Genomic DNA, 26,610 nt, shown 5'->3' with positions numbered 1-26,610 from the left:
GGGCTGAATTCTTTGGGGCAGGATTTGCCGGTCAGGCGAAGAAACCGAGTAGAATTGAACAAAAAACCGCTTGTTTGCTTACTACGGTAGTAGAGCATCGTATTTCAACCGCGATATAAAATGAAGAGTATAGCGATTACCACGGCGTCGTTTATCCGGAAAGGCTGGCTTCTGAGCAGTTGTCTGGCGCTGGGAGTGCTGACCGGCCACGCCCAGAAAGGAACCGAGCTTCAGTTCAAAAAAAGCGTACTGACCAGCGATTTCATTGCCGAGGGTGCCACCATCGGAGATGTCAACAAAGATGGGAAAAAGGATGTCATGGCCGGTGCTTACTGGTTTGAAGCCCCCAACTGGACGCCCCACGAGCTGGCTAAACCGGAAAAATTCTCATACAGCACGGGCTACAGCAACTCCTTTCTGAACTTCGCGCTGGACGTCAACAAGGACGGCTGGGTGGATATGATTCGGATCGATTTCCCTGGTAAATCGGCGGTTTGGCACGAAAATCCGAAAAACCAGCCCGGTCTGTGGAAAGTACATCCCATCCACTCCTCGGTGGGCAACGAGTCGCCCCTGTTTGTGGATGTCGATGGCAATGGCCGGGCCGACATCATTTGCAACGATCCGACGGCCAAGGAAATCATCTGGCTGCGCTCACCCGACAACAATTTTACGGATGAGTGGGAACGGTTTGTGATCAGCAAAGGTGAAAATACGCCCGGAACGCATATGTACACCCACGGCTTGGGTTTTGGCGACGTCAATGGCGACAAAAAAATGGACGTCGTGATTCATACCGGTTGGTGGGAAGGGCAGACCGATCCGAAGCGTTCCAACTGGACGTTCCATCCCGCTAAACTGGGTGAAGAGTGCGCGCAGATGTACATCACGGACGTGAACGGCGACGGTTTGAACGATGTCATCAGTTCCTCCGCCCACAAATACGGCATCTGGTGGCATGAACAGGGGAAAGATACAGAAGGGAATCCCACCTGGACCACGCATGAGATTCACAAGACGATTTCCCAAACCCATAATCTGGCCCTGGTCGATATGAATGGCGACAAAAAGCCTGATCTGGTAACCGGAAAACGGTATTATGCCCACAACAAAACGGACAATGATCCGGGTCGGGAAGAGCCGGCGGTTTTGTACTGGTTTGAGTTCAAACCCGGTAAAAACCCCTCCTGGATTCCGCACGAGATCGACAACAACTCCGGCGCGGGACTACACGTTGTGGTGGAAGATATGAACGGCGACCGATTGCCGGACATCGCCGTGGGCAACAAAAAAGGCGTTCACGTTTTCGAGCAACTTAAAAAGAAATAGCCCATCAATAAAAACCGGTCCGGAATCCTGTTTAGCTTTGTCGCTGGTCGGGATTTCGGACCAGTTTTTTTTATGGAAACAACCAATTCCGGGTAAGCACGAATTTGCGTCAAATTGTCAGTCTACCCGGTTTTGTCCAGTATCTCATTTCTAACCCCTTTCATCTCCACCATGACTTTTGAAGAATACCTGAGCAGCAAGAAGATTGACGAAAATCAATTCAAACAGCAGGAGCCCGTGCGGTATTCGACCTGGAAGGCGGAGTTTGAACAGCAGCATCCGGAGAGCTTCACCACCCAGAAAAAGTTTCTCATCAACCAGGTTCGGCGCAAGTATTTGGTACGTTAAATAAGGAAAATCGTCCTGCAACGGTCGATTGGAGAAAAATTACTACTTTTAACCTCGTAAAAACCACCCTTTTTGTCTGTTTATGCAGCATTACGATTTTGCAATTGTTGGAGCCGGATATGCCGGTAGTGTGCTGGCCGAACGCCTGGCCAGCCAGTCCGGAAAGAAAGTTCTGGTTCTCGACAAACGCCCCCACATCGGCGGAAACGCTTACGATTATTACAACGAAGACGGTATTTTAATCCACCTTTACGGCCCGCATATTTTCCACACCAATTCGCCGGAAGTGTTTGGTTATCTGTCTAATTTTACGGAATGGCGTCCGTATGAACACCGGGTGCTGGCGTCGGTCGAGGGCCAGTTGTTGCCCATCCCGATCAACCTGGATACTGTCAATAAACTCTACGGCAAGAATTTTACGTCCGAAGAACTCGGTGAGTACTTCAAAACCGTCGGTGAGCCCGTCGATGATATCAAAACGTCGGAAGATGTGGTGGTGAGCCAGGTGGGACGCGATCTGTACGAGAAATTTTTCAAGTTCTATACCAAAAAGCAATGGGGGGTTTATCCCTCCGAACTCGACAAATCCGTAACGTCCCGGATTCCGACCCGGACCAACCAGGACGACCGGTATTTCTCGGATGAATTTCAGTCGATGCCACTGCACGGTTTTACGAAGATGTTCGAAAAAATGGTCGATCATCCGAATATTACGCTGATGCTGGCGACGGATTTTAAAGACGTTAAAGACACTTTGTCCTACGATCAGTTGATTTACACCGGCCCGGTTGACGAATATTTCGACCATTGTTTCGGTAAACTCCCGTATCGCTCCCTCCAATTTGAGCACAAAACCCTCAATGAAGAGTGGCACCAGCCGGTGGCCGTCGTCAACTACCCGAATGACAATGCTTATACCCGCATCACGGAGTACAAGCATTTGACGGGTCAGGAACACCCCACCAAAACCAGCATCACCTTCGAATACCCCCAATCGGAGGGCGATCCGTATTACCCGGTGCCGATGCCGGAAAATGCCGAGCTTTATCGAAAATACAAACAACTGGCTGACCAACAGCAGAATGTGTATTTCGTGGGACGTTTGGGAACATACCGGTACTACAACATGGACCAGGTCGTTGCGCAGGCGTTGACCTTGTATAAGAAACTGGTAGGAGCCGATTCGCTGGCGGAAGTTGCCGCAGGCAAAGTGCCAACGAAATAAAATAAACACGTACCCCATCAGTAGCCATTTCCGGTTTTTGTACGCTTCCTAGTAGGCGACAAGGCTGGAAGTGGCTTTTTTATATTTATTTGAGAATGTTCGTCCAATGACGATTACTTCTGAATCGAAACATCGTCTAAAGTAAACCGGTGGGTTTATTTTAGACGATGCTGTATGAGGATACTTTTTCTGATCACGTTTAGTCTCTTTTTTAGGGTATCCTCTGTTTTTAGCCAGGATTCTTCGCGAATTGAAACCGGTATCAGAAAACCGCCCATCCGACTGTTTGCCGAGTTGGGCGCATCCGGAAGTTCGTCACACCGAACGCCCTTCTGGCTCCGCACCAACCAATCCGGAATTGTTCCGAACACCGCTCCTTTCCTGACAACACGTGCCGGCATCCAGGCCGAGTATACCGGTAAAAACCGCAGGACGGCCTGGGGGTACGGTTTTGAAGGAGTTGGTATTGTTGCGGCAAAATCGGCCTTGCTGGTTCCCGAAGCGTATGTCAAAGGAAAATGGGGTGCTTTTGAACTTCTCGTCGGTCGGCGTCGGGAAATCATTGGGCTGGCGGATTCTACGGCTGTCGGTTCAGGCTCATACAGTTGGTCGGGGAATGCCCTGCCAATGCCTAAAATCCAGCTTTCGCTGGCGAATTATACGCCCATCGGTTTTACCAAAGGTCTGATTGCGTTCCGGGGATTGTATGCCCACGGCTGGTTTGACAACAAGGGATCGGTGACCCATTCGTATCTCCATCAAAAGGCCCTTTACGGTCGAATTGGAAAACCAAACTGGCCGGTCCGGTTCTATGGCGGGCTGAATCATCAGGTGCAATGGGCTGGTCGAAGTACGGTTATTACCGGGGATGATGTGATCAAAAACGGGCGTTTTCCCACCGGTTTTTCCAATTATTTGAATGTCATTACCGGCCTGTCGCTGGCGGCCAAAGGCGACGACATCGATACCACCGAATACAGCAAAAACGACCGGGGAAACCGGGTAGGGAATCACCTTGGTACTGTGGATGTCGGGCTGGAGATCATCAGGAAATCATTTACGCTGCTGTTATATCGCCAGAGCATCTACGAAGACGGTTCACTGTATTATTTGACCAACCTTGCCGACGGCCTGAATGGTCTGCGCTTTCGGAATTTAAAACCGGCCACCCGCACCTGGCAGATCCAGACGGCCGTTGTCGAGTTTTTGTTTACGAAAAGCCAGGGGGGCTCGGTATTCAGCACGGAAAATAAAAAACGGGGCGCCGATAATTATTTTAACCACGGGCAGTACGTCGATGGCTGGTCGTATGAGGGCCGAACCATCGGAACACCTTTTATCACCCCCGCGATGGATGCCGGCCCAACCTTACCGCGTTTCTACAAAGACCAGTTGCTGATTTATTCCAACAATAACCGCGTGCGGGTCATACACGCAGGGTTGGTAGGTAGCTTCCGATCAAGTTATATTTTTCAGCTAAAAGGATCGTTAAGTGATAATTATGGAACCTATATCGAGCCATTTCCTGAACGAGTCCGTCAGTTTTCGTCCCTGATTTCGGTCAGCTTTCCGGTTAGCTGGCTGGATGGTGTGCAAGCCACCCTTTCGATGGCCAGTGACCTGGGGAAACTCTACACCAACAGCATGGGTTTCTACGCCAGTCTTCGGAAAAACTGGCAGGCCCATTCTCCAAAACACCGCCAGCCATTAGCTCCGGAGTAGCTGATGCAGATCGATCTGATCTAAGTAAGGTTCAAAAGGATGCTGGCTTCTTGATTTTCGTAGATTCTGGCTACGGAGCGAGAAAACATGCTGTAGTTCATGGTTGCCTTCGTAATACGGACTCTTACTAAAATACGCTTCAACGAAAAAATCGCCGACGGCATACAAACGAACCGTAAACGGAGGGGAGGAACGATTCATCAGGTGGTGTCCGTAACGCCAAAGTAAATCTGCTTTCTTGGGTAGCGGGAGCTGGTTATATTCAATTCGAGTTAGCATAAGCTGCAGTTGATGATTTGATTCGTCGTATTTACGATGCAGTTTACGTCCCCGGATTTATAATTGTATGCAAAAGCACCCAATAAAATGGGCAAAGTTAGCTAGCGGTTTTTTAAGTATTCGTATTTTTTAGTTGGTTGATTGGTAGTTAATTAAAATAAAATATGAGTAACATTTGATTATTCCACGGAAGCGTCTTTCCCGTTCTCCCGTCGCTTGATCCGGTTGAGGTCGATCAGATACTGCTGGAGCTTTTCTTCCAGTTCGGCGGAGGCAATGTTGGGGTACAATTCGCCGTCGATGGCCAGAGAAATGCGACCGGTTTCTTCGGAGACGGCAATGGCTGCGGCATCCGTCACTTCACTAATACCGAGGGCAGCCCGGTGGCGGAATCCCGTCGTCGTCGGGATTTCGTCGTTTTCAGAAATGGGCAAAATACAGCGGGCGGCCCGAATCCGGTCTTCGGAAATGATGACGGCTCCGTCGCGCAGCGGACTATACTGCCCGGCAATGGAGAGCAGCAGCCGCTTCGAAACCAAAGCATCCAGCTCGTCGCCGGTTTGAATGAATTTGTCCAGATCGTCATTTTTGGCAATGACGATCAGCCCGCCGGTAAATTCCGATGACATGGATTTGCAGGCATCGATGATCGGTTTCAGGGGCGTCGTGGGTTCGGTCACCGAAGGCTGGCGAAACCACCGCATCACAAACCGGCTGTTGGCAATATTGGTCGATTTGCCAATGATGAGCAAAAACCGCCGGATTTCCTGCTGAAAAATGATAATCAACGCCAGCGCCCCCACGCTAATGAAATACCCCAAAATGGTGGTCAGCAACTCCAGCCCAATGGCTTTCGCCACCAGATAAAGCAGATAGACGAGCAGATAGCCCAGGAAAATCCGGCTTGCAATGGTGCCTTTGACCAGAAAATAAATCTGATAGAGCAGAAAGGCCAGCAACAGAACGTCCAGCACATCAAACCATTCGATATCGAGAAAACCAATTTTCATACTAGCGCGTCTCTTTTTTTAGTTGGGTACAAGCGGTCGTTTCAATCAGGCTGGCTGACAGTTTGTAACCAGCGTAATGGCTTCCATTGCTTCCCGCACGTCATGGACCCGTAAAATATCGGCACCTTTGGTCAGGGCCAGCGTATTTAAAACCGTTGTTCCGTTCAAGGCATCCTCGGGCTGAATGTTCAGGGTTCGCCAGATGGTCGATTTGCGCGACAGTCCGACCAAAACCGGCGCGTCGAACATCTGAAACGCTTCCAACTGGTTCAGAAGCTGGAAGTTTTGCTGCGGTGTTTTGGCGAATCCAAAACCGGGGTCGATCAGCACGTCTTTCTGCCCCAGGGCCCGCAGCGTCGCCAATTGTTGCTGCAACTCGAACAGTACATCCGGCACCAGATTGTTGTAAACCGTGTGTTGGGTCATCATCGTCTGCGGGGTTCCGCGCATGTGCATCAGGACGTACGGAACACCCAACCGGGCGACGGTTTCGAACATCTGCGGATCCAGGGTGCCCCCCGAAACATCGTTAATCAGTACCGCACCCGCTTCAACCGCCTGCCGTGCCACCGCAGAGCGGAACGTATCGACCGAAATCCAGACATCCGGGAAATGATGAATCAGGGCTTCGATGATGGGTAAAATCCGGTTTGTTTCTTCCGCTTCACTAATATCTGCCGCACCCGGCCGGGTCGAATAACCGCCAATATCGAGCAGGGAGGCCCCTTCTGAAAGCATGATCCCTGCCCGCTCAACCGCCTGATCGACAGAGAGAATACGGCTGCCGGCGTAGAACGAATCGGCGTTGATGTTCAGGATTCCCATGACGACGGGTGTGGTCAGGTCCAGAACATTTCCCCGGAGATTGAGCGTTTTTTTCTTAACTTTCGGCATGAAATTAGTGGGTAGTCATCGGTTGCCTTTCTTCAGTCATCTGTAGAAAACGAGTGGCTCCTGAAGACTGATAACTGAAGATTCCAGCGTATGTTGCAAACCGAAGCTCAATATCGGCAAGTCATTCAACTCTGCAAAGAGGTTTTCCAGAAAAAGAATAAAGACTACGGTACGGCCTGGCGCATTCTGCGACTGCCCTCCATCACGGATCAGATTTACATCAAAGCGCAACGGATTCGCACCTTGCAGGAACTTCAGACGCAGCGCGTCGCGGAAGGGGTGGTTCCGGAATTTATGGGCATCATCAATTATTGTGTCATGGCCCTGATTCAACTGGAGCTGGCCGACAGCGATCAGATGGAAGTTCCGGTAGACGAACTCATGGCACTGTATGACCGGCAGGTGAGTAATGTGATGGCGTTGCTGTTTGCCAAAAACCACGATTACGGCGAAGCCTGGCGGGAAATGCGGGTAAGCTCGATGACTGATATTATCCTAATGAAACTGCTTCGTACGAAGCAAATTGAAGACAACCAGGGACAAACCCTGATTTCGGAAGGTGTCGACGCCAACTACATGGACATGATTAATTATGCCGTGTTCTGTTTGATAAAATTAGACGTAGTAGAAACCTCTGTACCTCGATGAACACCAGTAAAGTCCGGGCCACACCCGTCCGAAAAACCGCGCTCTGGCAGCGTATTCTGGCCCAAACCGCCCGTTTCATTGTGGGAGCCATCTTTATTTTTTCGGGATTGATCAAGATCAACGACCCGGTTGGCACCCAGATTAAATTCACTGAATATTTCGAAGTTTTTGCGCTGGATGTGCCGTCGCTGGCAGGCTTTTTTCATGGTCTGATTCCTTTCACGCTCATTCTGTCGGTCATGTTTTGTGCGGCCGAAGTGGTGCTGGGGGTAGCGTTGTTGCTTTCGTATCGGATTAAGTTCACCTCCTGGGTACTGCTGGCCCTGATCGTGTTTTTCACCTTTCTGACCTTCTATTCGGCCTATTTCAACAAAGTGACGGATTGCGGATGCTTCGGTGATGCGATTAAACTAAAACCGTGGACCTCGTTCAGCAAAGACATTTTCCTGCTGGTGCTGATTTTGGTCATTATCTGGCAACGGAAAGTTTTCCGCAACACGCCCACCGGTTTTCTGGTCGGCATGGCCACCGTGGTTTCAATCGGGATTGGTGTTTTTGCCATTCAGCATTTGCCCCCACTCGATTTACTGCCTTATGCCGTAGGGAAAAGCATTCCGACCCAGATGCAACCCTCGGAACCGTTGCGGTTTTCGTACAAAATGGAGAAAGACGGGAAGGAAGTGGAACTGGAAAAATACCCCACAGACACGACGTACAAATTCAAGGAAATGGTTTTGCTGAACGAATCGGCCAAGCCAAAAATCACCGATTACCGGGTCTGGAACGACGAAGGCGACTTTACACAGTCCACCTTTGAAGGCACTAAACTCATGCTGATTATCCGGGAACTGGACGATCTGAGCATTGGCGATATGCCCGCCATCCGGAAATTAATGAAAGGCGTTGAGGACAAAAACGTGATGCCGATGATTCTGACGTCGGTAAGTGACAAGGAAATCAACGATTTCCGGCACGAATACCAGCTTTCTGTCCCGGTTTATAAAGCCGATGCGACGGTTTTGAAAACCATCGTTCGCTCCAACCCCGGTTTGTGGCTGATCAGTGGCGGGGTGGTGAAAGGCAAGTGGCACCATTCCGATACGCCAACTCCCGAGGAAGCGCTGGCGCTGTTGACTAAAAACTAAGTGATTGCCCGGCAGGGCGTAGTACATGAAGAATATCTTTTTGGTCGGAATGCCGTCGTCGGGAAAAAGCACCCTCGGAAAACGGCTGGCCCGGCATTTAGCCTACCGGTTCGTTGACACGGATAAACTGATTGTTCGGGAGGAAAACGGACGGAGTATCAACGCCATTTTTCAGAGCGATGGTGAGCCCTATTTTCGGGAAGTCGAAAGCCGGGTTTTGCACACCATTCAGCCCAACAGCCGGCTGGTGGTGGCAACAGGGGGCGGAATGCCCTGTTTTTTTGAGAACATGGCATTTATCAAGGCGAATGGATTCAGTATTTTTCTGGATGTTTCGCCGGAACACCTGCTCGATCGCATGTTGCGCCACGCCCAGGACGACCGCCCGCTTTTCAACCGACAGGACCCAACCTTACTCAAAAATTTGCGTCAGAAATACAACGACCGCCGGATTTATTATACGCAGGCGGATTTAATTGTTCCCGGAGAAATCGCTGTAGAAGAACTCAGTAAGCAGATTGAAGGGTATTTATAAAGTTGTCAGGCAGCGGACGGTTCAATAATCTTTTCCGGTTCCAGGAACCATTTAAAACAATCAATGTGTATTCTATACAGTTTGCACTGCCCCAGTGCGGTTTTAAATGGTGAAATGCGCCGTATATTGATATGATCGTAGCGAAAAAGTACCTGATTGCCTGCCTGCTTTGTTTTGGGTCTTATCTTTCGTATTCGCAACCATCCACTGATTCTACATTACAACAGGCTACGCTGGAAAGCTGTATTCAGTATGCTCTGCAGCATCAGCCGGTTATCAAGCAATCTGAACTGGATCAGTTGATCGCCGAGCGAACGATTCGCAGTGCGTTGTCGAGCTGGTTGCCGCAGATTTCGGGGAATTACAGCCTGCAGCGGTATCTCAAATTGCCCGTTTCGCTCTTTCCAAATTTCAGCAACCCCACCTCTCCCGAACGGGTTCCCGTCACTGTGGGCGTTGCCAATCTCTCGAATATCCAGTTTTCCCTCAGCCAGAATCTCTTTAACCGGGATGTGTTGCTGGCCAGCCGCACCGCCGATACCTACCGCGATCAGGCCCGCCAGAATCTGATTAACAACAAGATCGATGTAACCGTCAACGTCAGCAAAGCCTTCTACGATCTGATCCTGACCCAAAAGCAGGTGGATATTCTGGACGGAGACATTGTCCGGCTGGAGCGGAGTTTGCAGGATGCCACGAATCAGTACAAGAGCGGTTTGGTGGATCGGACGGACTACAAACGGGCGGCTATTGCGCTGAACAATTCACGGGCGCAGCGGAAACAGGCGCAGGAACAAATCGGCGGGAAAGCCCAGCTTTTGAAGCAGTTGATGGGTTATCCGCCCAATGGCGATTTAAAAGTGACCTACGATACGCTGCAACTCGCCAACGAAGTGTATATCGACACGACCCAACTGATCAAACCCGAAAGCCGGATTGAGTTCCAATTGCTGCGGACCCAGCAGGCGTTGCTGAAGGCCAACGTATTGTATAACCGTTGGGCGTATCTGCCGTCGGTTTCGGCCTCGGCCAACTACAATTTCGTGTTTCAGAACAGCGAGTTTGCCCAATTATACAGCCGGAATTTTCCAAATTCACTCATTGGACTGACCATTGCCCTGCCGATTTTCCAGGGTGGTCGACGGGTGCAGGAATCCCGGATTGCCGAATTGCAGCTTCAGCGTTCCCAGTGGGATCTGACGAATCTTTCAAATACCGTTACGACCGAATACCGGCAGGCGATGGCAAATTACAAAGGTAATCTGGCCACTTACCGGGCGTTGCAGGAAAACCTCGATCTGGCCAATGACGTCTACCGGGTGATTCAGTTGCAATACCGTTCGGGCGTTCGGGCCTATCTGGATGTGATCATCGCCCAAAACGATCTTCGAACCACCCAACTGACGTATTTCAATGCCCTATACCAGGTATTGGTCAGTAAACTGGATGTTCAGCGGGCGTTGGGCACGGTGCCGAACTAGTAATCAGAAAATATGAAACGCAGTCTTTATACCTCATTTCGAATGAACCGTCGCTTACTCAAGCTTTCCATACCCGTTGTTTTGCTGGTTTTTTTGACGGCCTGCGGGGGCGATAAAAAACAAGCTCAGCAGGGGCCACCTCCGCCAACAGCGGTTGGCGTGGTCGTCGCCAGTGAGGGAACCGCCACCTATTACGACGAATATCCCGCGACGGTAACGCCCCTCAACCAGGTGGAAATCTACCCGCAGATTACGGGATACATTACCGGTGTTTTTTTTACGGAAGGGCAAGTTGTTACGAAGGGGCAGAAACTCTACGAAATCGACAAACAGCAATACCAGGCGAATTACGATGAAGCCGTTGCCAATGTCAATGTAGCACTGGCCAACCTGAACCGGGCGCAGAAAGATGCGGATCGCTACAACACGCTGGCAAAAGAAGACGCCATTGCCCGGCAGGTGGTCGACAATGCCGAAGCAGCCCTCGAATCAGCCAAGATGCAGGTGGCGGCTGCCCGGGCGAATGTCTCGCGGGTTTCTACCAACCTGAATTATTCGACCATCAAAGCACCCCTGACCGGAACCATCGGCATCTCGCAGGTGAAGCTGGGAGCCGCCGTTTCGCCGGGTCAGACCTTGCTGAACACCATATCGTCCGATGATCCGATTGCCGTCGATATTTCGGTCGATGAAACGGAAATTGCCCGCTTCGTGCGTTTTCAAAACCGGAAAATTACCGACTCCACCTTCGTTTTTGTGCTGCCCGACGGAACACCGTATCAGGCTTCGGGAAAGATCGGAATCATCGACCGGGCCATCGACCCGCAAACCGGCACCCTGAAAGTTCGCTTGTTTTTTGCCAACAAACAGAAAATGCTGAAATCGGGCATGAACGGCAACATCCGCGTTTTAAACAGCGAATCGGGCCAGCGGCTGCTGATTCCGTACAAAGCCGTGACGGAGCAGATGAGCGAGTATTTTGTGTATGTGGTCGGCGACAGCAGCAAAGTGTCCCAACGGAAAGTTTCGCTGGGCAACCGCATCGGAGCCAACATCGTTGTCAAGGACGGAATTCGTGCAGGTGATAAAATTGTGACAGAAGGAATTCAGAAACTGCGGGAAGGGGCGGTTGTCAAAGTCGTAGGCGATTCCGCAGCGGTTGCGAAAGCACCCACGGCATCCTCTTCAACAACCGGTCAAACCCGTTAATCAGCTTTAAAACATGTTTGCCAATACGTTCATCAACCGGCCCGTAATGGCCATCGTTATTTCCATTGTCATCGTTTTGCTGGGAATCCTGGCGATTCTGAATCTGCCGATCGGGCAGTATCCGGATATTACGCCCCCGGTGGTGCAGGTGACAGGAACCTACACCGGTGCCGATGCCCAGACGGTGGAGCAAACCGTGGCGACACCCATCGAAACACAGGTCAACGGAACGCCCAACATGCTGTATCTGCAAAGCAACAGCACCAGCGACGGCCGGATGACGATGAACGTCACGTTCGACGTTGGAACGGATGTGAACATTGCCGCGCTCGACGTCCAAAACCGGGTCGGCATTGCCCAGCCGCAATTGCCATCCGAAGTAACCCGACTCGGTCTGACGGTTCGCAAGCGGAATCCGAGTTTGTTCATGCTGGTCGCGATTTATTCGCCCAATAAAACCCACGGGGTTTCTTTTCTGGATAACTACGCCAACATTTTCATTCGGGATGCGCTGCTGCGGGTGGAAGGCGTCGGTGATATTTTCTCCCGCGCGGATGACTTCAGTATGCGAATCTGGCTGCAACCGGACAAAATCGCGCAGTTGGGCATGACACCCGCCGATGTGGTGGCGGCTTTGCAGGAACAAAATCTTCAGGTTGCGGCCGGGTCGATCGGCGCACCGCCACAGCAATCTTCCCAGGCGTTTGAATACACGGTTTTTACGAACAGCCGACTGAGCAAAGAAGAGGATTTTCGGAACATCGTCGTGCGCAGCAAGCCCGAAACCGGTTCCGTGGTGTATCTGAAAGATGTGGCTCGCGTGCAGTTAGGAAAATTCAGTTACGTCAGCAATTCCTTCGTCGATGGCAACCGGGCATCCTACCTTTTGCTGTATCAATTACCGGGTAGCAATGCCCTTTCTACGGCAGAGGGCGTGTATTCGGCCATGGAAGAATTGAAAAAATCGTTTCCGAAAGACGTTGATTATGTGGTGCCTTTCGAGTCGGTTTCCGTGGTTCAGGTTTCCGTCGATGAGGTGGTCAAAACCCTGCTGGAAGCATTGGCTTTGGTCATTATCGTCGTGTTTCTGTTTCTGCAAAACTGGCGGGCAACCCTCATTCCGGTTCTGGCCATTCCGGTTTCGATTTTGGGTACGTTTGCCTTTTTTATTCCGCTCGGTTTTACGATCAATACGCTAACCATGTTCGGCTTTGTGTTGGCCATCGGCATCGTCGTCGATGACGCCATCGTGGTGGTGGAAGCGGTGCAGCATTACATCGATCATGAGCGAATCTCGGCGAAAGAAGCGACCCGAAAAGCCATGCGTGATATATCCGGGCCTGTCGTCGCCATCGCCCTGATTCTGGCGGCCGTTTTCGTGCCGGTCGGGTTCATTCCCGGTATTGTTGGGCGGCTCTACCAGCAGTTTGCCATTACCATTGCCGTTTCTGTATTGATATCGGCCTTTGTGGCCCTCTCGCTGACGCCGGCCCTGTGTGCCCTGATGTTGAAACCAACCGAGATAACGGAGAAGTCGAAAGGACTGAACTGGCTGTTCTTCCGGTTTAACAACTGGTTTGAACGGACGAGCAATTCGTACAGCAGTGGTGTAAACCGGTTAATCAAAGTAACGCCCCTGGTACTGGTCGTGCTGGCCTGCCTGTTTGTCGGAACCGGGTTTTTGTTCAAAAGCAAACCGACCGGTTTTATTCCCACCGAAGACGAAGGACGGGTCATCATCACCTACGAAATTCCGGAAGCCGCTTCCACGTCCCGCAGTCTTGAAGTATTGAACAAGATTATGGAAACGTTGAAAACGCAACCCTATATCGATCACTTTGCCGCTTTGGGAGGTTTGAACGCCGTTACCTTCGCCAGCAAGTCGAACAGCGGTACGGTTTTTACGAAGCTGAAACCGTGGGATGAGCGACAGGACAAATCGGTGCAAATCGACTCGGTTGTTGCCAAGTTACAGCGGGCATTTGCGCCCATTAAAGAAGCGAGTGTGGTGGTGATACAGCCGCCGGCCATTCCCGGTTTAGGGCAAACCGCCGGATTTACATTCGAAATCGAGCAGCGTGAAACTACCGACGATGTGCGGGAATTTGATAAAGTGGTACAGACGTTCGTTGCCGAAGCCAACAAGCGGCCGGAAATCGCGCGGGCCTTCACCTATTTTACATCCAAAACACCCGCTTTCCGGGTCGATGTGGACCGGGAAAAATGCAAGAAGCTGGGCATTAACGTCAACGAGGTCTACACCACCATGCAGACCTACCTGGGGAGTATCTACGTCAATGATTTCATCGTTTACGGTCGGAAATTCCGGGTCGTGGCGCAGGCCGACACGGCCTACCGGGCTGATATTCAGCAACTAAACCGGTATTTTGTCCGGAACCGATCCGGGGCTATGGTGCCCCTCAGCACGGTTATCAAAACGCAGGTCATTGAAAATGCGCCCCTGATTTCCCACTACAACCTGTTCCGTTCGGTTGAAATTAACGGGAGTCCAAAACCGGGCTATAGTAGCGGCCAAGCCATTGATGCGCTGCGTGAGGTGGCCGACAAAGTGCTTCCGGCGGGCTACGGCTACGACTTTTCCGGCTTGAGTCGGGAAGAAATCAGTTCCGGCTCCAGCACGGTTTATATCTTCGGATTGTCCATCCTGTTTGTGTTTTTGTTCCTGGCCGCACTCTACGAAAGTTGGTCGGTTCCTTTTGCGGTTTTGCTGTCGGTTCCGGTTGGTGCCTTTGGTGCTATCCTGACGCTAACGCTGATTCCCTACCTGAGCAACAACGTGTATGCCCAAATCGGATTGATTACCCTGATTGGTCTGGCGGCCAAAAACGCCATTCTGATTGTAGAATTTGCAAAGGAGCGCGTCGATAAAGGGGTGGATTTGCTGGAGGCAACGCTCGAAGCGGTCAAGCTGCGGCTTCGACCGATTATCATGACGTCGCTGGCCTTTATTCTGGGCGTGTTGCCCTTGGTTTTTGCCAGTGGGGCGGGTGCCGTGGCGCGGAAAACCATCGGCTGGACGGTTTTTGGTGGGATGTTGGCGGCAACCTCGCTTGCGATCTTCTTTGTACCGGTTTTATTTGTGACGATTACCCGGTTTGCGTATGGCAAGAAAAAACTGGAAGAATTGAAAGAAATGGCGAAAAAACCGGAATTGCAACTTCAGGAAAATGACGGTGTAACCTTGTAAGCTATTGAAAGGCGAACTGATCCCGACGGAACGTTTGCCGAAGCTGAATGAGAGCCAGGCGGGTCCAGGTTTTGACCGTTCCCAGGGGTAAGTTGAGGTGTTCAGACACTTCCTGCTGGGTGTATCCCTGAAAGTAAACGAGTTCGATGATTTGCCAATGTTTTGGTTCCAGCGTGGTGTTTACTGCGTCGCTGAATCCGATGTAACCGACATGGTTCAGTGTTGAACTCATGCCTGGCAAATAGCCATCCAGCGGGATTTCAACGTGAGGGCCTTTTCTATTGGCCCGCAGGTGATCCAATGCGGTATTTCGGGCCACATTGAGAAGCCAGGTGAAAAGCCGGCCTTTCGCTGGATCGTGCCGGTGAATGTTTTTCCACACTTTCACGAAGGTATCCTGCAACAAATCTTCGGCTTCCGTTTCGTTCTTGACGATTTTGGTGATGACACCAAGCAGCGTTGCGGCATACCGGTCATACAATTCGCTGAAAGCAACCCGACTGTGCGATTTAAGGCCCTCGATCAGATCCGTTTCACAAGTGGTAGTAAAGGGCTTTTTCAAAAGGTACAAAAGAAAAGTAAGGTGATTGATTACTTAGATTTGTAGCCAGTTGCCCCATTCCTGTTCTCCGCACCAGCTACTCAGTAAGGCTAATTATACTACTTAACTCAAGTGGGCTAAAATTGTTCTGCTTGTGATTAATTGGCATATTAAAAAACCGTTACCAACGGGAAATACCTAAAAATTAGAGTTGCAAACAAACGAAAAAAGCTTCCCGATAGCAGGAAGCTTTTTTCATGATCACACTTCTGTTTTAAAAAAATACGCCGGCTGTCAGGGTAATTGTCGTCAGCTTCGAATCAATCTGGGCAGATGCAAAATCCGATGTATTGGGCAGCGTATACGGGGTATAGGCCGATTTAAAGGTATTGTAGGTGGCGCTACCATCCAAAAAGAAGCGATCGGTGCGGAAGCCAAGCCCTCCGGACACCAGCAACCGGCTGCGATCAATGTTATTCAATTGCACTTTATAAGGATCAGGCAGGTAGGCAACCCCACCCCGGATACGGAGCAAGCCCGCCCGGATTTCGGCACCGGCCCGTAGATTCACCACATTCTGGTAGGTATTCTGAACCTCTCTTCGAACATCGTTTTTAAAGGCATTGTTGTCCTGCGCATCGTATACATTGGTGGTGACGCGCATGCCGGAGTAGCCTACATAATCAGCGGACGCCGTGATGAACCCGATTTTTCCCGAACCCAGGAAGTACGTCAATCCGCCGGATGCGCGGAAGGGTGTGGTCAGGGAGTAATCAAAATTATTGGGTACGACAAAAACCTCATTTCTTTCCAGTGGCAGGTTTGGGTCCCGGGCAACGGCCCGAAGTGATTGTTCAAACGATTCTTTCACACTGGTAAAGGTTGGGGTGGTCAACGAAGCCCCCAGTTGCAGGTTGCGATCCGGTTTATAAATCAACCCCAGAGAGAAATTGATGCCATTCCCGGTAACGGAAAAGTTGTCAATCTGGCTGTAATTATCCATTACGGCACCGCCGACAACGGTTTCCCGGTATACATTTTCGAAATCATACCGCAGGCGGCTGAGGCCGAGGGAGGCTCCAACATACAATTTATCGTCCAGATTGCCGGCGTATCCGATCGTCCACTGCGAATTGGCCCCCGTTGAGGTAAACGTGTTCAGTTGCTGGGTTGGCGCAGTGGCATCGTAGCGAAAATAGGGTGGGCCGGATTCGTTGGGGTTGGTAGAAGAGGGTGTCCCGTTGATCAAAAAAAGCTGATACGCAGCCGCTGAGGCAAAGTTGGCTTCGTTGGTATTTGGATTGTATTGATTATTGATCTGGTCACCGGTCAGGTTTCGGTTATTGGCATCGACAATATACGAATCGACAATAGAACTGCGGTTGTTGCGCGCCTGAAATTCAAAACTGTTGCTCAGGCTCACCTGACGGTTGTAGGTAATTCCCAGCGCAGTCCGGCGCCAGCGCCGGTTTTCATTCTGTTTGTTACCGGCCAATACCACCCCGAATTGACTGATGTTCGGCGTTGTTTTGGTATTGGTGGTTTGCGTGCCGATGTAGGTCGACTGGGCATTGAGGATGTTGAACGAAGGGCTAAACGTGATTTCGGAACGGTTATAGAAGCCCAGACCAGCCGGATTGCCGAAGGTCGAACTGGGATCACCACCAATGCTGACGTGATTGCCCCCCAATCCACGCATCCGGGCGGTTCCGGTTTGCGTTAGTTCTGAATACCGAAACGCGTCACCGGCGTAAATATCAGCCTGGCTCCAGGCTGTGCCTGCGTACAGGAGCAAACCCACGATGCAGATGCTATTTTTCATAAAGGTTGTGTGCTAAAAGTGAAAACAGGTTCCGGACTTGTGTGTAAATCTATTTGTAACTATAGATGCATTATGGAGCCGTTTGGTTTAAAAACAACCGCGAAAAATACCTACAGGTTACAATTCCGTCACGATTATACAACGAAAAAGCCCGTCGATTGTAACATCGACGGGCTTTTTATTTTCAATGTCCACGGCTAACCGTGTTGAAAGGTATCAGGATTACCGGGGACCCCGTGATCCGCCACCACCTGAGTAGCCACCACCGCCACCACTTGATCCACCCCGGCTGCCACCACCACTGGGAGCGCTGTAGCTGGGTTGTGAAGGTGGACTGTAGCTCCGTTGCACAGGCGGGCTATAGCTCCGTTGTGTCGGAGCTTCATAAGACCGGGTCGGTGCAGACTGATAGCTCCGGGTTGGTGCCTGGTAGCTTCGGCTTTGCTGGGGCGCACTGTACCGTGATCCGCTGTTGACCGAAGATGAAGGGGAAGGCGTGTAGCTGCCCCGGCTGTTGGAACGCGGTGCTGCGTAGTAGTCCGAGTTGCTCGGAGCACTGTAGCTGGGCGTGGCAGCGTTGTTGGCACTGGCCCGGCCACTGGTGCTGGATCCTCCGTAGTAATAATCACTGCCCCGGCTGTTGGCACGACCGGCACCGTAGGTACCATTGTTGGTCGAACCTGACGCGTTTGGACGGCTGTAGTAGGTGTTGTTGTTCGCTGCATTCAACTCACCGGACCGACGACCGCCGTTGTTGTTGTTGTAACTCCGGGGGGTGTTAACGAAATCGCCGTTGTAGCGATCCCGGCTCGATCCACCACGGGCTCCATACGTTGCATTGCGGCTGGCTCCAATGTTGTTGTAATTGTTTACGACAACCACATTACGGCCATAACCGCCGTAGCCATACGAATACGGGCTGTAAAAGCTGTTGTAGCCATAACCGAACGGGGAGTAAAACGAATCATAGAAACCACCACCGTAGCCAAAAGGACTGTAAGCATACCCACCACCAAAGCCGAAGGGGCTGTAGCCAAATGGACTGTAGAACGGGCTGTAAAACCGGTTGAAACCCCAGGGCGACATCATTCCCATGCCAATGCCCAGGCTCAAACCACCATAGAAAGGACTGTTCCAGCCCCAGCGATTCCAGCCCGAATTCATCATGGCCATGTTGTAGCCATTAGAAAATCCGTCGGTATAAGCGTTATCGGTATTCCACCCTGGATCGGCCGAAATGCCTCGGGTTACCTTGCGGGCCGAAATCTCGCTGTAGTATTCGTCGTCGGAATACTGCGCGGCTGTCTGCTCGTTGTAATACTCCGGGTCGGAGTTTAACGTACCGTTGTTAAACCGTTGCGTCGGTTGACGACTCGCCAATCGCTTCTCTTTTTGGGGCGATGAAATGACGGCCGCATCGGAGGAAGACCCGTAGAGGTCATCAAATTCGCCCGCGTTCTGGGCGGTTTGTTTCGTGGAGCTACAGCCCCAGAAGCCAACCACGGCCAGTAAACTCAGGTATTTGAAGGTATGAAGCACTTTCATGGTGTTGTTTTGATAAAAGGTTTTAGGGACCGATTATATTGCTAAAACGCAGAACCTGGCAAATTGATTACAAATAAGCTGTTTGATTACAAATATAGGAGAAAAACCTATCTTTGCAAGCTTCTCATAACATTAGACCCACATTTGTACCGTAGGGTTTAACCGTGATCAAAAAAAAGTTTAGTTACCCATGGCAAAAGCAATTCCTTCGCGTTCCGAGAATTATTCCGAGTGGTATAACGAGTTAATTAAAAGGGCGGACCTGGCCGAAAATTCGGCGGTTCGTGGCTGTATGGTGATCAAACCGTACGGTTTTTCGATCTGGGAAAAAATGCAGCGGGCTTTGGACGATATGTTCAAGGAAACCGGCCACAGCAATGCTTATTTCCCGTTGTTCATTCCGAAATCGTTTTTGAGTAAAGAAGCCTCCCACGTGGAAGGTTTCGCGAAAGAATGTGCCGTAGTGACCCACTACCGGCTGAAAAATGCGGAAGATGGCTCTGGTGTCATCGTGGATCCGGAAGCAAAACTGGAAGAGGAACTGATCGTGCGTCCTACGTCGGAAACCGTCATCTGGAGTTCGTATAAAAACTGGATTCAGTCTTACCGGGATCTGCCGCTGCTGATCAATCAGTGGGCCAACGTCGTTCGCTGGGAAATGCGAACCCGGATTTTTCTGCGGACTTCCGAATTCCTCTGGCAGGAGGGGCACACCGCCCATTCGACGGCGAAGGAAGCGATGGAAGAAACAACCCAAATGCTGAACGTCTACGCCACGTTTGCGGAAGAATGGATGGCGATGCCGGTGATCCGGGGGACCAAAACCGCCAATGAACGGTTTGCGGGGGCCGATGATACGCTTTGCATCGAGGCCATGATGCAGGACGGCAAGGCCCTGCAGGCGGGAACATCCCACTTTCTGGGACAGAATTTTGCCAAAGCCTTTGATGTGAAATTCCTGACCAAAGACAACCAGCAGGATTACGTCTGGGGAACTTCCTGGGGCGTCAGCACCCGCTTGATGGGCGCTCTGATTATGGCCCATTCCGACGACGACGGCCTGGTTTTGCCGCCCAAACTGGCCCCGATTCAGGTGGTGATTATTCCTATTTTCCGCAACGATGAGCAACTGGCGCAGTTATCGGAAAAAATTAATCCGCTGATCAAGGAACTGAAGAAGGTCGGCATTTCGGTTAAATACGATACCAGTGATGCAAACAAACCGGGCTGGAAATTCGCCGAATACGAACTACGGGGGGTGCCCGTTCGGCTGGCGATGGGGATGCGGGACTTTGAAAATAATACCGTTGAAATTGCCCGGCGGGATCTGAAAACGAAAGAAACCATTTCGGCCGACGGCCTGGTGGCGCACATCCAGAATCTGCTGGAAGAGATTCAGGTAAACATATACAATAAAGCCGCGCAGTTCCGGCAGGAGCATACGTTCCGGGTCGATACGTATGAGGCATTTAAAGAACAAATCGAAAAAGGCGGTTTTCTGATGGCCCATTGGGACGGCACCTCCGAGACTGAAGAAGCCATCAAGGAAGAAACCAAAGCTACCATCCGCTGTATTCCGCTGGATGCTGAGCTGGAAGAAGGAACCTGTATTTACAGTGGAAAACCGTCGAAGCAACGGGTAGTCTTTGCAAGGGCTTATTGAGAATAATGATGGATGATGAATGATGGGTTGTTGACGGATTTCTGGCATCATTCATCGCTCATCATTCATCAACCCCGAAGAACATTGGCTCAAATAATCGGCAAATTGTGCCTGACTTTCGGCGGGTTTGGGTAGTTTTGCCGCTACACAATTCAACTCGTATTATGGCAGAAGCAAAGGCTGGGGATACGGTGCAAGTGCACTATACCGGCAGAAAAAACGATGGTACCGTGTTTGATTCCTCCAGTGGCCGGTCGCCATTGCAGTTTCAGGTAGGAAGCGGCATGGTCATCCGGGGTTTCGACGAAGGCGTAAAAGGAATGGAGATAGGGCAGGCAAAAACCGTTCGGATTCCGGTGGAAGATGCCTACGGTCCGTCGAGCGAAGATATGATTTTTGAGTTTGACCGCTCGCTGATACCGGATGATATTGAGCTGGAAATTGGATTAACCCTCAACATGCATCAGGACGGTAACCCGCAGGCGGTTCCGGTGGTGGTTCGGAATGTGACGGCCACGTCGGTAACGCTGGACGCCAACCATCCGCTGGCGGGCGAAGAACTGATCTTTGACATCGAACTGGTGGGAATCAATCCTTCCAAGTTGATCCTGTAAGTAAGAGTTACCAAGGGAATGATAAATGTAAAATGAGTAATGTCGAATGTAAAAGTAGCCAGGCGCTGTTCACTTTTACATTCGACATTACTCATTTTACATTTATCATTCCTGGTTAGTTAATCCGGATCAGATCAATCTTGAAAATCAGAATGGAATTGGCCGGAATGCCACCCTGCGCGCGTGAACCATAGGCCAGACTTGGGGGCAAATACAGCGTAATACTGCCACCCGGTGCTATCAGCGGAATGCCTTCCTGCCAGCCCAGAATAAGCTGATACAGTCCAAAGCTGATGTTTTTATTGCTGTCAAAAACTTTGCCGTTGGTCAGCGAGCCCTCATAATTCACCGTCACATTGGAGCGAACGGTTGGTTTTTCGCCCGAACCCGGAGCCTGAATGGTGTAATAAAAACCACGGTCATCGGCCGTGGCGGAGATGCCACTGGCCTCAATAAATTCTTTTAAGGTCGCTACTTCGGCCTCTGGTGCTTTCGCCATAAGAATGTCTGGTTAATCAGAAATCGTTTACGGCTGCAAGATAACCGTTATAAATTTACCCAGGCCGAAACTTTGATTCCAAAGGTCGAAATATTGGGATTGTTCCGGTAGGTCAGGCGGTGAATCGCATCGACGCGGAACACCTTAAAGATATTGTCGATGCCGTAACCGACTTCTACATACGGCGCCCGGCTCAGTGACTGGAAGCCCAAAACCGGTTCGCCCAACTGGTTGGTGGCTGGAATAAGTGCCGTATTGGCCTGGCTGACTCCGCCCATCAGGATGTTTCCGGTAGCCAGAAACCGCCATTTTAGCCGCCGAATCGCCGGAATCCGGTTGAAAAACAAGCCTTCAAAATTATGCTCGGCCATCACGCCCACATACCGATCGGTGACAAATTCAAAGAAATTCATCAGGTTATACGAGTTTTCGACCCGGAAAAATGTCTCGTTGCCCAGCGGCATATACAGCAGCGGATACGGAATCGTGGACGGAATGTAACCGGCATTGACCTGATAACGGGTTCGGCCCAGAACGCCCATCCGGAACGAATGGCGCACATTCAGGCTAAACCGGTGGTAAGAAAAATCGCCGTGCAGAACGTCCTGCATCCCCAACTGGTAGCGAAAGGTAAACACCGGATTGTTGTTACCTTCCACGCTGAACCGGTCGTTGTCGCTTTGAATCATCAGCGAACCAGGAGCAAACCGGGTTTCGAACAGCAATTCAGTGGTGCGATACTGACTGGCCGTAATCGTTTCCCGATCATTGGTGTTGTAGGCGAACGGAAAGAGCGGCTCGAATGACCGGTTTCGTAAACTGATCGTTTGCGTTATTCCCTTGCCCAGTTCACTTCGGAGGTAGGTATTGTGAAATTCCTGCATGTAGGGACGGCGCAGCGTTCCGAAACGGGTATAAGCCGCAAAAATCGTGTTGCCGCCCAGGTTTTCCGACGATGTCCCCAATCGTTCGATGTCATAACTTTTCTGAATACCGACAATCGTATACGGTTTTTTACTAACCACGTAGTCGATGTTCATACCGTATTTGAACTGCTGGTCGCGTGTTCCGTAGGCCAGATAACCGCCCAGAATCCACCGGCGGCTAAACCCCGAATTGGTTCGCAAGCCCAGTCGCAGGCGATGCCCTTCGACGTTGTTAAAGGCGTAGCTGTTCAGCAGCGGACCGGCGTCGAGGTGCAGGGATCCGAGTGGGTAATAACCCACAGCCGTCAGATTCACGACTTCCCCCAGAAATTTCATGAAAGGCACGTTCCGGACGGAATCGACAATGGTAAAAGCCCGCAGTTCGTTCGGATCTAGTCCTTCGGGGCGAATCGTTTGCCAGAAAGCCGGGGATTTTTCGCTGTAGTTTTCGGCCAGTTCCAGGGGCGGTTCGTAAAATTTCGACTCCCTGGGCACATTGACTTTTACATTCCGGGCTGCTACATACATTCGGACCAATGCACCGGGCGCATTGGGCGTCGGCTCGTCGGTATCGATCAACAGTTGCGTTAAAACCGGCAACCGAACCATAGAAGTCTGGGTGCTGTCGCCCACATCTTCCCATTCCTGTTCAATCCGGATTTCATCGACAAAATTGATGTTGGCGCGCTGGTCGATTTTGGCGTCGATCTGCGTGAGACCCATGCGGGTGGTATCGATCCAGGCCGTTCCGGAAAACGCCAGATCGGTAGGCCGTTTGGGTTCAAAGTCGACCTGATAACAGACGAGTCCGCCAACGGTAATCGTATCGATCAGCCGGAATTTATAAATGGTTTGCCAGGCCTGTCCCAGCGGAGAAGGCAGGTCTTTCCGCAACAGGCTGATGTAATTCTGGTAAAAATTGTATTGTTGAAACGACGAACCGGTTAACTGGGCCGAAACCCCGCCGTCGCTGATGCCCACACCCGAAGCGCGGCTTTTCAAAATCCGTTCTTTCACTTTACGGGGGTTCGCCCGCTGGTAGTATTCCGAAAAAGTTTCCGAAACAAACACCGGAACCGCCGGTTTCCCCTGGCTGTCGTATATGGCCGGGAGTTTGGAGAGCAATCGGCCAACCGGGCCTCCTTTGCGGCCATTTTTGCGCTCGTTGGCAAAATTGTTGACGTAGGCTTCCACTTTGGAATAACTTTCGTATTGGAAAGCCGTCAGTTGGTCGGGGTCGAACTGGTCGCGCCGTCGGATTGCTTCCCTGATGATGCGGTAGGCCGGATCCCCGCCTTTGGCGTATATTTTTACTTCCTGAAGTTTGGTGGCAGAGGAGGTCAGAACGGCGTCGATGGTCTGAGTAGCCACCGGAATGATGCGGTAGGCCCGGTTCTGATAACCCAGACTGGAGAAAAGGAGAGAATCACCGGTTTGGGTGGAGGTCAGTGAAAACTTGCCATTTTCATCCGACGTTGTTCCAACGGTTTTGCCTTTAATGGCTATATTGGCGAACGGAATGCCTTCTCCGGTACCAGCGTCGGTGACGCGACCACTGATCTTGTAGGCTGTTTGTGCAAGAACAGGAAAAAAGAGTGTATTCAGAATAACGAAAACTATACTGAACCGCTCCCGTATAACGTGCTTCATTCGGAAAGGCAAGTGGTATGAATCATACCGGTTTAACACAAATCTAGTCAACAGAGTTTACCAAGTAAATTGATTTTATTTCATTTGAAGACGAATCGCCGAAATGTATAGATGAATCATCAGAATAATCCTATAAATTGTCCGCGTTGGATTCATTTACCGGTATCACTTAGACTTTATATCCCATTTTTTGTCACAATCTGCAACCACTTTTTCCGTTAAACTCAGAAACTTGATTATGCCTACCGATCGATCGTCAGTTACCCGTACGCGGGAATACGCTGAAACGTTGCTTCACGAAATGCCGGCTGCGTTGGTTTACCACAACCTGACACACACCCGCGAGGTGGTTGAAGCCGCCGAATTGATTGGAAAAGAAAGTGACCTGAGCCCGGAAGAATTGGAAAACGTGCTGATTTCAGCCTGGTTACATGATCTCGGTTATGCGAAAGCCTGTCAGGAACACGAAACGATCGGTGCCGAAATGGTCAAGCCGTTTTTGGAATCACTTTCCCTGGGGCCAGAGCGGGTTCAGGTGGTTGTCGACAACATTCTGGCCACCCGGATGCCCCAGAATCCGAGGTCAAAAATGGCTGAAGTGCTCTGCGATGCCGATCTGTTTCACCTGAGTTCCGACCGTTTTTTTGAGCGGAGCGAGATGCTGCGGCAGGAAGTGAAAAGTATCTACGGGAAAGTAGGCAAACGGAAGTGGATGCAGGGCTCCATCGTCCTCATGGAAAAACACCATTATTTTACCGAATACGGGAAACTAGTTTTAACCCCGCAGAAAGAAAAAAATCTGAAAAAAGCCCGTCGCAAACTGGCCGAACTGGAAGCCGAAGAAAACGAGAAAGACGGGAAACCCTCGGATAAACACAAATCGGAAGAGGAGACCGATAAGGTTAAAAAACCGGGACGCGGCATCGAAACCATGTTCCGCGTGACTTCCCAAAACCACTTCCAGCTCAGCGCCATGGCCGACAACAAGGCCAACATCATGATTTCGGTCAATACGATCATTGTCTCGCTGATCATCAGTATTCTGATTCGGAAACTGGAAGAGTGGCCACAGTTGGTTGTTCCCACCATTATGCTGACCGCCAGTTGCCTGGTGGCGACCATTTTTGCCATTCTGGCCACCCGTCCCACCATCACCAGCGGGCGGTTTTCCAAAGAAGACATTCACCAGAAACAGGCGAATCTGCTGTTTTTTGGTAATTTTCACAAAATGGATCTGGCCGATTACGAGTGGGGAATGCGGGAAATGATGAACGACAGCGACTTTCTCTACAGCAGCATGACCCGGGATATTTATTTTCTGGGAAAAGTACTGGGTAAAAAATACCGCCTGCTCCGAATTTCCTACACCACTTTTATGTTCGGGTTTGCAGCCTCCGTCCTGGCGTTTGGCCTGGCGGCCTATTATTTCCCGGTCAAGTAAATTGAAACTTCTTTGAATGAAAAAATCGCAAGTTGTTGTTCTCGCCCTGCTCTGTTTTTTAGGAGCATGTACGGGCAAAAAAAGCAAGGATGATACCGGAAATCAGGCTGTTAACGGAGAGGCTACGGCTGAAAAACAGCCGTTGGCCTACGACCTGACTACACCCACCCGTCGCTTTACACTTCCGCCCGATCTGGAAGAAATCTCCGGACTATCGTATTACAAAGACAACCAACTGCTCTGTGTGCAGGACGAAAAGGCGGTTGCTTACATCTACGATCTGAAAAAAGAAGCCGTGACCGACTCGTCGGTTTTTGGGGGCTACGGCGATTATGAAGGCATCGAATGGGCCAAAGGTGAGATTTATACCCTGAAAAGCAACGGCGATCTGTACCATTTTAAACCGTTTTCGAAGGAAATCGCCCGCACGCCCACGGATTTGCCGGCCAAAACGGAGGTGGAAGGCCTGGCGTATGATGCCGAAACCGAACGGCTGCTGATTGCGGTGAAAGAAAACCCCAAGAAGAACGAGAAGGCGGTTTATACGTACGACATTAAAACGAAGGTGGTTTATAAAGGCTTGACCATCAAGGATGACCTGCTAACCCAGGCTGGCGTGCCATTCAACAAATTCAAACCGTCGGGTTTGGCTGTTCATCCAAAAACCGGCGACCTGTATTTCCTGACTTCGGTTGGAAAAATGGTCGTCGTGCTCAACCGGAAAGGGAAGGTCGTTGCCACCGAAGCCCTTGACCCGAAACTGTACCGCCAGCCCGAAGGCATTTGCTTTGCGCCCGATGGAACGCTTTACATCGCCAGCGAAGGGGACGGAAAACCCGGTTATATTCTCGAGTTTGCGAACCAGCCGTAATTTCG

General features: G+C 50.8%; 22 protein-coding genes. 14 read left to right on the top strand and 8 right to left on the bottom strand.

Translation table 11 applies throughout. The annotated features are described in order from the left end of the window. Positions 1-120: 120 nt before the first annotated feature. The 4 genes from DUE52_RS29040 (at position 121) to DUE52_RS29030 (ending at position 4,624) form a co-directional block, all read left to right on the top strand. On the top strand, positions 121-1,329 hold the full coding sequence (locus DUE52_RS29040) for an FG-GAP repeat domain-containing protein (RefSeq protein ID WP_114409601.1): 1,209 nt from the start codon (positions 121-123) through the stop codon (positions 1,327-1,329). A 171-nt stretch (positions 1,330-1,500) separates the two neighbouring features. Beyond that, complete coding sequence (locus tag DUE52_RS32545; RefSeq protein WP_165841056.1) at positions 1,501-1,677, top strand: hypothetical protein; 177 nt, start codon at positions 1,501-1,503, stop codon at positions 1,675-1,677. A gap of 82 nt (positions 1,678-1,759) precedes the next feature. Continuing rightward, entirely contained in the window at positions 1,760-2,902 is a 1,143-nt protein-coding gene (glf, locus tag DUE52_RS29035) for a UDP-galactopyranose mutase (protein WP_114409600.1), read from the top strand. Positions 2,903-3,076: 174 nt separating this feature from the next. Beyond that, positions 3,077-4,624 carry a capsule assembly Wzi family protein gene (locus tag DUE52_RS29030; protein WP_114409599.1) on the top strand — a complete coding sequence of 516 codons (1,548 nt, stop codon included), beginning with the start codon at positions 3,077-3,079 and terminating at the stop codon, positions 4,622-4,624. On the opposite strand, the gene DUE52_RS32240 is transcribed toward DUE52_RS29030, so the two are convergent. From DUE52_RS32240 to folP, 3 genes are all read right to left on the bottom strand, one after another. Then, positions 4,610-4,825 carry a hypothetical protein gene (locus tag DUE52_RS32240; RefSeq protein WP_133299975.1) on the bottom strand — a complete coding sequence of 72 codons (216 nt, stop codon included), beginning with the start codon at positions 4,823-4,825 and terminating at the stop codon, positions 4,610-4,612. The two genes, DUE52_RS29030 and DUE52_RS32240, sit on opposite strands and share 15 nt — an antisense overlap. 257 nt (positions 4,826-5,082) lie before the next feature. After that, positions 5,083-5,913 (bottom strand): diadenylate cyclase CdaA, encoded by an 831-nt coding sequence (gene cdaA / locus DUE52_RS29025; RefSeq protein WP_114409598.1) that lies wholly within the window; start codon positions 5,911-5,913, stop codon positions 5,083-5,085. A 45-nt stretch (positions 5,914-5,958) separates the two neighbouring features. Next, complete coding sequence (folP, locus tag DUE52_RS29020) at positions 5,959-6,807, bottom strand: dihydropteroate synthase (RefSeq protein ID WP_114409597.1); 849 nt, start codon at positions 6,805-6,807, stop codon at positions 5,959-5,961. A gap of 90 nt (positions 6,808-6,897) precedes the next feature. Here folP and DUE52_RS29015 point away from each other — a divergent pair, with 90 nt between their 5' ends. The 6 genes from DUE52_RS29015 to DUE52_RS28990 all read left to right on the top strand — a co-directional run bounded on the left by DUE52_RS29015 (position 6,898) and on the right by DUE52_RS28990 (position 15,033). Beyond that, positions 6,898-7,455, top strand: a complete 558-nt coding sequence (locus DUE52_RS29015; protein ID WP_114409596.1) for a DUF1599 domain-containing protein — start codon at positions 6,898-6,900, stop codon at positions 7,453-7,455. Continuing rightward, complete coding sequence (locus DUE52_RS29010; RefSeq protein WP_114409595.1) at positions 7,452-8,600, top strand: BT_3928 family protein; 1,149 nt, start codon at positions 7,452-7,454, stop codon at positions 8,598-8,600. Before DUE52_RS29015 ends, DUE52_RS29010 begins: the two co-directional genes overlap by 4 nt. Positions 8,601-8,625: 25 nt before the next feature. Continuing rightward, a complete protein-coding gene (locus tag DUE52_RS29005; protein WP_114409594.1) occupies positions 8,626-9,135 on the top strand; it encodes a shikimate kinase in 510 nt (169 codons plus the stop codon). A gap of 131 nt (positions 9,136-9,266) precedes the next feature. Beyond that, positions 9,267-10,616 carry a TolC family protein gene (locus DUE52_RS29000; RefSeq protein ID WP_114409593.1) on the top strand — a complete coding sequence of 450 codons (1,350 nt, stop codon included), beginning with the start codon at positions 9,267-9,269 and terminating at the stop codon, positions 10,614-10,616. Positions 10,617-10,658: 42 nt separating this feature from the next. Next, positions 10,659-11,825, top strand: a complete 1,167-nt coding sequence (locus DUE52_RS28995; protein ID WP_114409592.1) for an efflux RND transporter periplasmic adaptor subunit — start codon at positions 10,659-10,661, stop codon at positions 11,823-11,825. Between the two features lie 13 nt (positions 11,826-11,838). Next, positions 11,839-15,033, top strand: coding sequence for an efflux RND transporter permease subunit (locus DUE52_RS28990; protein WP_114409591.1), 3,195 nt, complete (start codon positions 11,839-11,841; stop codon positions 15,031-15,033). A 1-nt stretch (position 15,034) separates the two neighbouring features. On the opposite strand, the gene DUE52_RS28985 is transcribed toward DUE52_RS28990, so the two are convergent. The 3 genes from DUE52_RS28985 to DUE52_RS28975 all read right to left on the bottom strand — a co-directional run bounded on the left by DUE52_RS28985 (position 15,035) and on the right by DUE52_RS28975 (position 18,941). Then, positions 15,035-15,595: an RNA polymerase sigma factor gene (locus DUE52_RS28985; RefSeq protein ID WP_114409629.1), complete on the bottom strand. Its 561-nt coding sequence runs from the start codon at positions 15,593-15,595 to the stop codon at positions 15,035-15,037. A 253-nt stretch (positions 15,596-15,848) separates the two neighbouring features. Continuing rightward, positions 15,849-17,396 (bottom strand): hypothetical protein, encoded by a 1,548-nt coding sequence (locus tag DUE52_RS28980; protein ID WP_114409590.1) that lies wholly within the window; start codon positions 17,394-17,396, stop codon positions 15,849-15,851. A gap of 222 nt (positions 17,397-17,618) precedes the next feature. Then, complete coding sequence (locus tag DUE52_RS28975) at positions 17,619-18,941, bottom strand: pilus assembly protein (RefSeq protein WP_114409589.1); 1,323 nt, start codon at positions 18,939-18,941, stop codon at positions 17,619-17,621. 190 nt (positions 18,942-19,131) lie between these two features. Here DUE52_RS28975 and proS point away from each other — a divergent pair, with 190 nt between their 5' ends. Together proS and DUE52_RS28965 are read left to right on the top strand one after the other, a co-directional pair. Beyond that, on the top strand, positions 19,132-20,604 hold the full coding sequence (gene proS / locus DUE52_RS28970) for a proline--tRNA ligase (RefSeq protein WP_114409588.1): 1,473 nt from the start codon (positions 19,132-19,134) through the stop codon (positions 20,602-20,604). A gap of 164 nt (positions 20,605-20,768) precedes the next feature. Then, positions 20,769-21,218: an FKBP-type peptidyl-prolyl cis-trans isomerase gene (locus tag DUE52_RS28965; protein ID WP_114409587.1), complete on the top strand. Its 450-nt coding sequence runs from the start codon at positions 20,769-20,771 to the stop codon at positions 21,216-21,218. 115 nt (positions 21,219-21,333) lie between these two features. Here the strand turns inward: DUE52_RS28965 and DUE52_RS28960 are convergent, their stop codons facing one another. Both DUE52_RS28960 and DUE52_RS28955 read right to left on the bottom strand, forming a co-directional pair. Then, positions 21,334-21,717, bottom strand: a complete 384-nt coding sequence (locus DUE52_RS28960) for an FKBP-type peptidyl-prolyl cis-trans isomerase (RefSeq protein ID WP_114409586.1) — start codon at positions 21,715-21,717, stop codon at positions 21,334-21,336. A gap of 47 nt (positions 21,718-21,764) precedes the next feature. Beyond that, positions 21,765-24,293: a DUF5686 and carboxypeptidase-like regulatory domain-containing protein gene (locus DUE52_RS28955; protein ID WP_114409585.1), complete on the bottom strand. Its 2,529-nt coding sequence runs from the start codon at positions 24,291-24,293 to the stop codon at positions 21,765-21,767. 238 nt (positions 24,294-24,531) lie between these two features. Here DUE52_RS28955 and DUE52_RS28950 point away from each other — a divergent pair, with 238 nt between their 5' ends. Both DUE52_RS28950 and DUE52_RS28945 read left to right on the top strand, forming a co-directional pair. Then, positions 24,532-25,734, top strand: a complete 1,203-nt coding sequence (locus tag DUE52_RS28950; RefSeq protein ID WP_229312349.1) for a Pycsar system effector family protein — start codon at positions 24,532-24,534, stop codon at positions 25,732-25,734. 16 nt (positions 25,735-25,750) lie between these two features. After that, positions 25,751-26,605: an SdiA-regulated domain-containing protein gene (locus DUE52_RS28945; RefSeq protein ID WP_114409584.1), complete on the top strand. Its 855-nt coding sequence runs from the start codon at positions 25,751-25,753 to the stop codon at positions 26,603-26,605. Positions 26,606-26,610 lie beyond the last annotated feature (5 nt).

Source organism: Larkinella punicea, from assembly GCF_003334855.1.
In the GTDB taxonomy this organism is placed as follows: domain Bacteria; phylum Bacteroidota; class Bacteroidia; order Cytophagales; family Spirosomataceae; genus Larkinella; species Larkinella punicea.
Note: the sequence above shows the minus strand (reverse complement) of the source record. Positions and strands in the feature narration are given on the sequence as shown.

What these genes read in the sequence shown, in the direction of transcription:
- DUE52_RS29040 (WP_114409601.1), top strand. Translation starts at nt 121, where the DNA reads ATGAAGAGTATAGCGATTACCACGGCGTCGTTTATCCGGAAAGGCTGG.
- DUE52_RS32545 (WP_165841056.1), top strand. Translation starts at nt 1,501, where the DNA reads ATGACTTTTGAAGAATACCTGAGCAGCAAGAAGATTGACGAAAATCAA.
- glf (WP_114409600.1), top strand. Translation starts at nt 1,760, where the DNA reads ATGCAGCATTACGATTTTGCAATTGTTGGAGCCGGATATGCCGGTAGT.
- DUE52_RS29030 (WP_114409599.1), top strand. Translation starts at nt 3,077, where the DNA reads ATGAGGATACTTTTTCTGATCACGTTTAGTCTCTTTTTTAGGGTATCC.
- DUE52_RS32240 (WP_133299975.1), bottom strand. Translation starts at nt 4,825, where the DNA reads ATGAATCGTTCCTCCCCTCCGTTTACGGTTCGTTTGTATGCCGTCGGC.
- cdaA (WP_114409598.1), bottom strand. Translation starts at nt 5,913, where the DNA reads ATGAAAATTGGTTTTCTCGATATCGAATGGTTTGATGTGCTGGACGTT.
- folP (WP_114409597.1), bottom strand. Translation starts at nt 6,807, where the DNA reads ATGCCGAAAGTTAAGAAAAAAACGCTCAATCTCCGGGGAAATGTTCTG.
- DUE52_RS29015 (WP_114409596.1), top strand. Translation starts at nt 6,898, where the DNA reads ATGTTGCAAACCGAAGCTCAATATCGGCAAGTCATTCAACTCTGCAAA.
- DUE52_RS29010 (WP_114409595.1), top strand. Translation starts at nt 7,452, where the DNA reads ATGAACACCAGTAAAGTCCGGGCCACACCCGTCCGAAAAACCGCGCTC.
- DUE52_RS29005 (WP_114409594.1), top strand. Translation starts at nt 8,626, where the DNA reads ATGAAGAATATCTTTTTGGTCGGAATGCCGTCGTCGGGAAAAAGCACC.
- DUE52_RS29000 (WP_114409593.1), top strand. Translation starts at nt 9,267, where the DNA reads ATGATCGTAGCGAAAAAGTACCTGATTGCCTGCCTGCTTTGTTTTGGG.
- DUE52_RS28995 (WP_114409592.1), top strand. Translation starts at nt 10,659, where the DNA reads ATGAACCGTCGCTTACTCAAGCTTTCCATACCCGTTGTTTTGCTGGTT.
- DUE52_RS28990 (WP_114409591.1), top strand. Translation starts at nt 11,839, where the DNA reads ATGTTTGCCAATACGTTCATCAACCGGCCCGTAATGGCCATCGTTATT.
- DUE52_RS28980 (WP_114409590.1), bottom strand. Translation starts at nt 17,396, where the DNA reads ATGAAAAATAGCATCTGCATCGTGGGTTTGCTCCTGTACGCAGGCACA.
- DUE52_RS28975 (WP_114409589.1), bottom strand. Translation starts at nt 18,941, where the DNA reads ATGAAAGTGCTTCATACCTTCAAATACCTGAGTTTACTGGCCGTGGTT.
- proS (WP_114409588.1), top strand. Translation starts at nt 19,132, where the DNA reads ATGGCAAAAGCAATTCCTTCGCGTTCCGAGAATTATTCCGAGTGGTAT.
- DUE52_RS28965 (WP_114409587.1), top strand. Translation starts at nt 20,769, where the DNA reads ATGGCAGAAGCAAAGGCTGGGGATACGGTGCAAGTGCACTATACCGGC.
- DUE52_RS28960 (WP_114409586.1), bottom strand. Translation starts at nt 21,717, where the DNA reads ATGGCGAAAGCACCAGAGGCCGAAGTAGCGACCTTAAAAGAATTTATT.
- DUE52_RS28955 (WP_114409585.1), bottom strand. Translation starts at nt 24,293, where the DNA reads ATGAAGCACGTTATACGGGAGCGGTTCAGTATAGTTTTCGTTATTCTG.
- DUE52_RS28950 (WP_229312349.1), top strand. Translation starts at nt 24,532, where the DNA reads ATGCCTACCGATCGATCGTCAGTTACCCGTACGCGGGAATACGCTGAA.
- DUE52_RS28945 (WP_114409584.1), top strand. Translation starts at nt 25,751, where the DNA reads ATGAAAAAATCGCAAGTTGTTGTTCTCGCCCTGCTCTGTTTTTTAGGA.